Source organism: Hymenobacter agri, from assembly GCF_054778495.1.
On sequence record NZ_BAAGZM010000171.1, the window covers coordinates 1 to 7,580 of the forward strand.

At 64.8% G+C, this 7,580-nt stretch carries 10 protein-coding genes; all 10 read right to left on the reverse strand.

The window, feature by feature from the left end:
• Window positions 1-347, reverse strand: a 347-nt coding sequence (locus ACYVDE_RS10460; protein WP_460501456.1) for an HK97 gp10 family phage protein, incomplete at its 3' end; no start/stop codon positions are given.
• Window positions 340-663 (reverse strand): head-tail adaptor protein, encoded by a 324-nt coding sequence (locus ACYVDE_RS10465; protein WP_460501458.1) that lies wholly within the window; start codon window positions 661-663, stop codon window positions 340-342. The genes ACYVDE_RS10460 and ACYVDE_RS10465, both read right to left, overlap by 8 nt.
• On the reverse strand, window positions 660-983 hold the full coding sequence (locus ACYVDE_RS10470; RefSeq protein WP_460501459.1) for a head-tail connector protein: 324 nt from the start codon (window positions 981-983) through the stop codon (window positions 660-662). Before ACYVDE_RS10470 ends, ACYVDE_RS10465 begins: the two co-directional genes overlap by 4 nt.
• 12 nt (window positions 984-995) lie before the next feature.
• Window positions 996-1,244 carry a hypothetical protein gene (locus tag ACYVDE_RS10475; protein ID WP_460501460.1) on the reverse strand — a complete coding sequence of 83 codons (249 nt, stop codon included), beginning with the start codon at window positions 1,242-1,244 and terminating at the stop codon, window positions 996-998.
• 88 nt (window positions 1,245-1,332) lie between these two features.
• Window positions 1,333-2,646, reverse strand: coding sequence for a phage major capsid protein (locus ACYVDE_RS10480; protein WP_460501461.1), 1,314 nt, complete (start codon window positions 2,644-2,646; stop codon window positions 1,333-1,335).
• A 31-nt stretch (window positions 2,647-2,677) separates the two neighbouring features.
• Entirely contained in the window at window positions 2,678-3,445 is a 768-nt protein-coding gene (locus ACYVDE_RS10485) for an HK97 family phage prohead protease (protein WP_460501462.1), read from the reverse strand.
• Window positions 3,432-4,691, reverse strand: coding sequence for a phage portal protein (locus ACYVDE_RS10490; RefSeq protein WP_460501463.1), 1,260 nt, complete (start codon window positions 4,689-4,691; stop codon window positions 3,432-3,434). Before ACYVDE_RS10490 ends, ACYVDE_RS10485 begins: the two co-directional genes overlap by 14 nt.
• A 135-nt stretch (window positions 4,692-4,826) precedes the next feature.
• Window positions 4,827-6,659 (reverse strand): terminase large subunit, encoded by a 1,833-nt coding sequence (locus ACYVDE_RS10495; protein WP_460501464.1) that lies wholly within the window; start codon window positions 6,657-6,659, stop codon window positions 4,827-4,829.
• Window positions 6,659-7,129, reverse strand: coding sequence for a P27 family phage terminase small subunit (locus tag ACYVDE_RS10500; protein WP_460501465.1), 471 nt, complete (start codon window positions 7,127-7,129; stop codon window positions 6,659-6,661). Before ACYVDE_RS10500 ends, ACYVDE_RS10495 begins: the two co-directional genes overlap by 1 nt.
• Window positions 7,130-7,292: 163 nt before the next feature.
• Window positions 7,293-7,580 (reverse strand): HNH endonuclease (locus ACYVDE_RS10505; protein ID WP_460501466.1); only part of this gene is annotated, 288 nt, incomplete at its 5' end.

The window sequence follows — 7,580 nt, forward strand, 5'->3', positions numbered from 1 at the left end:
GCCCCGCCGGCCCAGCGCAGCAGCCCGTCGGCGGCCTTGGCTTTGATGATGTGCGGGGCCGTGCCGTACTCCAGCAGGTGGGCATGGTAGCCCTTGAAGCCGTTGCCCCGCCGCGGGCCCACCGTGATGCTGCCGGCCTTGCGGTTGGCCACGATGCCGATGGACTTCGTGGTGTCGCCCGTCACGTCGGCATTCGAGCTTAGGCGCTTGGCTTCGCGCACCAGGGGAGTAGCCGCCTTGCGCAACATCTTGTCGAGCTGCTGGGCCCCGAACTTGCTGTCGAAGCCCGCCAGTACCTGGTCCAGCCCCTCGATGCCTTTGAGCGTGAAACCGGATTTATTAGCCACGGCGCTGGGTGGTGAGGGTGAGGCCTTGCCGGCGGCCGATTTCGGTGACGGCGGTAATCAGGTGAATGGTGCCTTCGAAGTCGACCTGCCAGGTGGGCCGCACGTCGGCCCGGTAGCGGATGATGAACTGCACAGGCTGCACGGCCGTTTGCTGGGCCGCCTGCACCAGCTCCTGGCCGGCGCTGGGGTAGATGACCTGCGCGAACTCGGTGCCCTGGTCGGTGTAGGTCGCCGGGGCGGGTTCGCCGTAGGCGTTCTGGCCAGCGGGGGCCGGGGCCTGCAGCTGGATTTGGCGGTCGCGGCGGCCGATGTTCATAGCGTCGGCACCCGTATCAAGTCCATCAGAAAATCCAGCGTCTGCGGCACCTCCACGCTCACCTGGCGCACGTCGGTAATGACGGGCTGCCGCGATTCATAGTAGTGGGCCGTGAGCAGCAGCACATACTGCTTGGCAATGGCCAGCTCGTTATCGGTCAGCGCCTCGTCGCCGGTCGCGTCGAAGCTCCGTTTGCTCCGCTTCTCAAACACAGCCCCTGCCACGACCACGTACGATTGCAGCAAAGCGTCTTCTGCCGTATCCGTTACTGGGATGCGGCACTGGGCTTTCGCGTCGTCGAGCGTGATGGGCAGGGGCATGTTGGGGGTAGATTAGCGGGTTTCGGCAGTGGTAATGTCAGTAGTAAGCACCTGCACGAAGCCACCGTTGGCCAAGGCCTGAGCAGCTTCAGCATCCATCTCTGCCTCGTCGCCCGGGTTGTGCGGGTAACCCGGATGCGTGCGCAGCACCTTTAGGCGGGTGGTGGTCACGGCCACGGGGCCGCTGGGCGGAGGGGCCGGTGCACCTGCGGCATCAGGACCCGGGGGCGTGGCCGGGGAAGCTGTTTTTCTGGTTGACATGGCGTAAGCGATAAAGTGGAACGGTTGGCACCCAAAAGGCCCCGGCTGCGCAGCGGCAGCCGGGGCTTTGGGGCTAGGGGTAGGTAGATTAACCGGCCACCACTTTCGTCTTGGCGAACGAGGCTTTGCGGCGCAGGGCCACGTCCCAGAAGGAGTCGACCGTGAGCACGATTTGCCCCTGCTTAGCCTTGGTATAGGGGTCGGCCGTGATGTCGAGCCCGCCCCACTGGCCGATGAGCAGGTCGCGGAAGTTGCCGAAAATCAGCGGCGAGAGGTTCGTGCCCGTGCCTTGGCTGAGGTTGCTCGGCACGTTGTTGGTGACGGCAGCCTGGTAGCCGTTGAGCGGGTTGCCGCCCTCGCCCCAGATGGGCTGGGCGATGGTGTTGCCCATCTTGGCCGTCTGCTTGAGCACGCCCCGCACCTTGGTGTTGGTCAGATAACCCAGTGAGCCGAGCAGCGCGTTAACCGTGTCCACCTTGGTTTCCAGCCCCACCACGGCGGCCCAGTCGGGCGCGGCGCCGTTGGTGGCGCTGATGTCGGCGATGCCGGCGTTGAGCAGGCCCAGGGGCTGGCTGTTGCTGCCGCTGCCGTTGATGGCGGCGATTTCTACGGCCAGGGCGATGCCCATAATCATGTCCTCGCGCACCATCTGCTCCAGGCCGAAGCTGGATTGAATTAGGGCCTGCTTGCTCAGGTCCACGAATGTGCCCAGGCGGTGGGGCGAGAGGCTGAACTTGCCGGTGGTGGGCGAGCTCTCCGTCAGGTCGCCGTTTTCGGTGCCCCACACGGCGTTGGTGCCGGTGAGCAGGGTGGCGAAGTCGAGGTTGCCCACCAGGCCGGTCAGGTAGCGGGTACCCAGGCCCCGCAGCGCCATGGCCGCGTAAAGCAGGCCCACGAAGTCACCGCTCAGGTCGGTGGCGATGGTCGTGCCGCCCTGGTCGCCAAGGCTCGTGGTCTGGCCGGTGGCCGTCATGTCGCGCGTGCCCTGGCCGGCACCCAGCACCAGGCCGGGTACACCCAGGCCCTGCACGGTGTGGCCGTTCTGTCCGGCTTCGCGGACGGCCTCGTCGTGCATTTCACGTTCCAGGCCATCGAGCTTGTTATTCATGTGGCCCGCAATCGCGCGAATCATGGAGTAATTGCGCTTGGCTTTCTCCTCCTGCGTAGCGCTGCCCGCGGCCAGCGGCTGGGTGCGGCTGGCGGCCTGACCGCTCAGGCGCTCGTGCTTCTCGGCGCGGGCAATTTGGGGCTCCAGGTCATCGATTTCGCGAATCAGCTGGTCGTACTGGGTCGTTTCCTCGGCCGTCAGGTCGCGGCCCGCCGCCCGGGCGGTATCAATCAGGCGCTGGGCCTGCTCGAATTTTGCGGCTTTGGCGTCGCGCAATTCCTGGGAAGTCTTCATTTGTAAGCAGAAAAAAGGTGAGAAATAGGGATTAGCGGCGCTTTTTTAGCTCCAATTCGGCTTGGCGAGCGGTCAGCGAGCGGCCAACGGGGGCGTTTTCAGGTGTTTCAGGCTCGTTTTCGGCCGCGGTAGCCCGGCCGTGCGGGACTTTATCAAGCAGGCGCAGGACATCGCCCACTTGCATGCCTTCGATGTCGGAAAAGCTGTAATCGCCGCCCAGTACGCGCTTGACGAACATCAGCGCGTGGCTGGTCTGGTCGCGCAGGGCGCGACCCACCGCGTCGGGGTTGCTGGGTAGGTTCACCACCGAGATTTCCAGCAGTTCCTGGCCGGCGAAGTAGTACGTTTCGCTTTTCCCGCCCGCGGCCTCGTCGCCCACGCCCCAGCGGCCCTGGCCGAGGGGCAGGAAGCCCACGCTCACGGCATTGAGCGACTTGAACAGGACCTTGCGGAAGATTTTTTCGGCCTGCGGGTTGATGGCGGCCGGCTCGAAGGTGATGTCCACGAGCAGCTCCCCGTTCTCCACGTAGGCGCGCCCGCGCCCAATCACGTCGTCGGGGTTGGGCGGCGTGCACAGGTTGTCGCCGTAGACGTTGTGCTGATAGCCGATGATGCCGTTGCGGGCGAAGTTGTCGAGCTGCCAGCCGTCCTGGTTGAGCACGGTGCGGTGACGGTCGCGGCTGGCCGTGCTGGCCACAAACGTGACGGTGCGCGTTTCTTCCACGTCGGCCGCAATGGTGCGCACGTAGCCAAATTGATGCTGTGGGGCCTGGTCGGGGGTGCGCTTATCCTTGCTCATTGGTCGGGGTGGCCGGCTGGGCCTGTTTCTTGGCCTGGTTGGCCGTTATCACGTCGTCCACGCGGTCGAGGGGCATGGTATTGACCTGCACGAAGTAGCGGTTGCCGCCTTCGACCGGGTTCATCTCCTCCATCTCGCGGATGTCGTTGGGGCTGACCGCGCCGGTGCTGAAAAGCTTGCTGTAGAACTCGCCGCGGCTCTTGGCATCGGCCCGCAGCAGCGCGGCCAGGTTATGCTTGAAGTAGTGCGTGTCCACTTCGTCCGAGCGCAGGAGCTTGAGGCGGTATTCCTGCTCGAAATTGACCACCCACGGCATGAGCGTGCTCTGCACGTAGTCAAGGCTCTGGTGCTCGATGTTGTTGTTGGTCGAGCGCTCCAGGTCCTGAATCTTGTGCAGTGGCACGCGGAAGAACGAGGCGACCTCGGCGCGGCTGAAGCGGCGCGTTTCCAGGAATTGCGCGTCGGCCGGCGGCAGGCTGATGGTTTTGAATTTGATACCCTGCTCCAGGACAATCACCCGGCCCGCATTATTGGGCCCGGTGTAGCCTTCCATGCTTTTGCGCAGCTTGTCGGCATCTTTGTCGTCGAGCTTCTTATCTGTTTCCAGCGCGCCCGACATCTTGGCCCCGTTGGCGTAGAACTGCGCGCCCGTGCGCTGGGCGGCCAGGGCCTGCCCGATGGTCTCGGCGGCGGTGCTCAGCACCGACTTGCCCAGTACACCCTGGTTGTCGAGCACGAGCCCGCGCAGGTGCAGCACGTCACTGGCGGCATACACCTGGGCATCGCCCGCGAACAGGTAGTAGAGCTGCCCGTCGTTGCCTTTGAACACCGTGGTTTGGCGCGGATGGTAGTAGTAGGCGGCCGTCGGGCGCTGCAAGCCATTGCGCTCGATGCGGGCGTAGGCGTTGCCGTGCAGCAGCACGGTGGCGGCCATCGCCTGCCGGAAGGGCATGGCGTTGAGCAGCGGATTGGCCTGCAGGTTCAGCACGCGGCTGGCCGGGTGGGATAGCACCTTCTCCTTACCGGCAGCCGTCTCGCGGAAAAGCGGGCAGGGCAGAGCGGCAATGTCCTGGCTGATGGCCAGCACGCAGGCCCAGACGGCAGCGAAGGTCAGGGCGCTGGCCTCGGTGACGGCCACGCCGCCGACGTTGAGGCCGCTGAGCCCGAACAGCGCGCTCAGGCCCTCGCTGTCACTGACAGCTACCCCATTGGTGACGCCGGCCCGCTGCTCACGCGCCTGCGACACCGCCGCGCGGAGCGGGGTGCTGGTATCACGCGAAAAAAGATTGCTCCAGAAGGTCACGGCGTCGGATTAGCTGAGTCAAAGCTCCGACGCCGGGGAGGCGATACTGGCAGGAAAGCGGGAGAAAGCGGGAGAAGCCTACAGCACCAGCAGGTCGCGCCCCTGGTAGATGTACTCGTCATCAGCCTCGCCCGTCAGCCACTCGCCCACGGCCATGATGGCGGCTACCGGCCCGTCAATCTTGTTCTGCGGCTGCTCCTTGCGGGGGAAGATGTTCTCCTTGGCGTCGAGGTGGGCCACCACGTTGCTCATCATCCAGTTCATCACCGGGTTGTCGGGGTGGCTGAGCTTGCCGGAGAGCACCAACGCATGCAATTCCTTCATCGGTTCGCTGAAGTTCTGCACCGTCATGCGGTACTCACGCACCGGTAGGCCCTCGTCGCTCAGTTCGCTACCAAACTTGTGGGCCTGCCAGTTGTCGTAGGCCAACATTCGCATGTGGTGCTGGCCAGCTAACACCCGCACCTGCTCCTGCACGGCATTGTGGTCAGTCACGTTGCCGGAAGTGAGGGAGAGGTAGCCTTCGGCGGCCCAGCCCGCATAGTGACTACCTTCCTGCTGCTCGGCGGCCGACTCGGGCAGCCAGAAGTAGGGGAATAAGTAGTAATGCCCATTTCGTTTGAACAGCGCCACAAGGGCCGCTACGTCCACCTTGGTGGCCAGGTCGACAGCTAGTACGCATTCCTCGCCCGCAAAATCTTCGATGCTGAGAGACGGGTCGGCGCACTCGCCCCACTTCACCATGTCCATCCAGGCTTCCTTGGCGTTCACCCACACGTTGAGGTGCTTGGTTTTGAAGTTGCCGCGGCTGGCGGCCACCTTCACGGCCTTCTCGCCCTTGCGCGTGATGTCCTCCACGCCCACGCTGATGCCCCAATTGGGGTTGGCCTTGGCCCAGCTGCTGGGGTGGGCCCAGTCGTCGTCGGCATCGATGCTGAAGATGATACCGAAGTGGCGGTGGTCGGTGAACTGGCCTTCGAGCACCTTGGCCGTGTAGCTGCGGGTTTCGTAGCAGATGCCGGCCAGGTTGAAACCGGCCGTGGTAATCTGCCAGAGCAGCGGCTGGCTGCGGGCACCGGTGGCCGTGTCAATCACGTCCACGACCTCACGGGTTTTGTGGGCGTGCAGCTCGTCGATAATGCCGCAGTGCACGTTCAGACCGTCGAGGTTGCCGCCCTGGTCGCGGGCCAGGGCCAGGAACTTGCTGCCCTCCTCGGTGTAGATGCTGTGGGCGGCCGTGCGCACGCCGAAGCGCGCCTGCAGCCCAGCCGACTTGCGGGCCATGCCCTGCGCATCCTGCCACACAATCTTGGCTTGGTCCTTCGTGGTGGCGGCGCTGTACACCTCGGCGCCGCCCTCGCCGTCGGCGGCCAGCATGTACAAACCTACGCCGCTGCTGAGCGTACTCTTGGCGTTCTTGCGCGGGATTTCGAGGTAGGTGACTTTGTAGCGGCGGCGGCCGGCCTTGTCGACCCAGCCGAACACGGTGGTGAGGATGAAGATTTGCCAGGGCTCGAGCTCGATGAGCCGGCCGGCCCACTCGCCCTTGGTGTGGGGCAGCAGTTCGATGAACTTGCAGATGCGAGCCGCGCGCGTCTCGTCGAACGTGTAGGCGAAGCGCTTGCGCTGCAAATCCTTCAACTGCCGCTCGCAGGCCAGGGCCACGTACTTGTTGCAGCGCACGGGCAGGGCGTAGATTTTCTTGCGCAGTGCTTCGGCAGCGGCTTCCAGCTTGGCCAAATCGAGGCGACCCAGCTCCGTTTCGGCGGGCTGCTCTTCCTTGCGCAAGTCGGCGATGGCTTTGAGCACCGGGCGCAGCTGGGCCTTGATGGCTTCTTCGGCCGCATAGGCTGCCACCATCTGGGTGGCGTAGCGGTGGGCAATGGCGCAGTAGTCGCGGGGGGTAGACATTAGAGTTCGGCCCAGGGGTCGGCTTTAGGTTTGTCGGTTTTAGGAGCGCTGATGCGCGTGCGGCTGGCCGGGCTGAAGCCGAACTGCTGGCCGATTTTGTGCACCTTCTCGGTGGCGTCGGAGAGGATGGCTACCCAAGGCGAGCGCACCTGGTGCGAGCCGTTGGCGGTGTAGCGGGTTTCGGTTTTGCCGTTGTGCTCCAGCTCCTCCTCGGCTTCGAGCATCAGGCCCACCTGGTAGCAGTAGGCCCGCAGCAGGGCCAAGTCGACCGTGGCCAGCAGGCCCTTGCCGTGGAGCTGCTTCGCACATACCAGCCAGCAGCGGCGGGCGGCTTCCGACCGCAAGTCCTCGGGCGGCGCGGGCAGGTCGGTGGCGGGGTCGAAGTCCAGCGCGTTGGGGGCCTCGCGGTCTTTGCGGTGGGTGCCCTCCAGTTTCTTTTGGCGGGCGGGTTTGGGTGGTGGGCCGGGCATAATGCAGAAAAATCGGGTAAAGTGCAATCGGTGAAAAACCAGTCTAACCTGACAGCGTGAAAATTTGACTTCGGGCTGCGGTTACTTGGCGAGAAGAGAGGAGGATTTCGGCCCCCTACCCCCCTGTGCCCTCTTTTGGGGCGCTGGCGGCACGTTCGGCGCGTCAACGGGCATCCACCTCGTTTCGCTTGCTGTAGGCCTGGTGGTGGCTCTCCTGCGCACTCTTGCGGGCGTGGCAGCGCTTGCACAGGCTCTGCAGGTTGGTGGCATCGAAGAAGTCCGCGCCTTCGCGGTAGGGTACCATGTGGTCGACTACTGTGGCGGGCGTCACCCGGCCCTGCTCACCACACGTGCGGCAGCACGGCTCCTTGCGCAGTTGGGCCAGGCGCAGGGCGCGCCACCGTGGGCTGTCGTAGAGTGGGGTGCGCTCGGCGTGCCGCTGGTAGGGCCG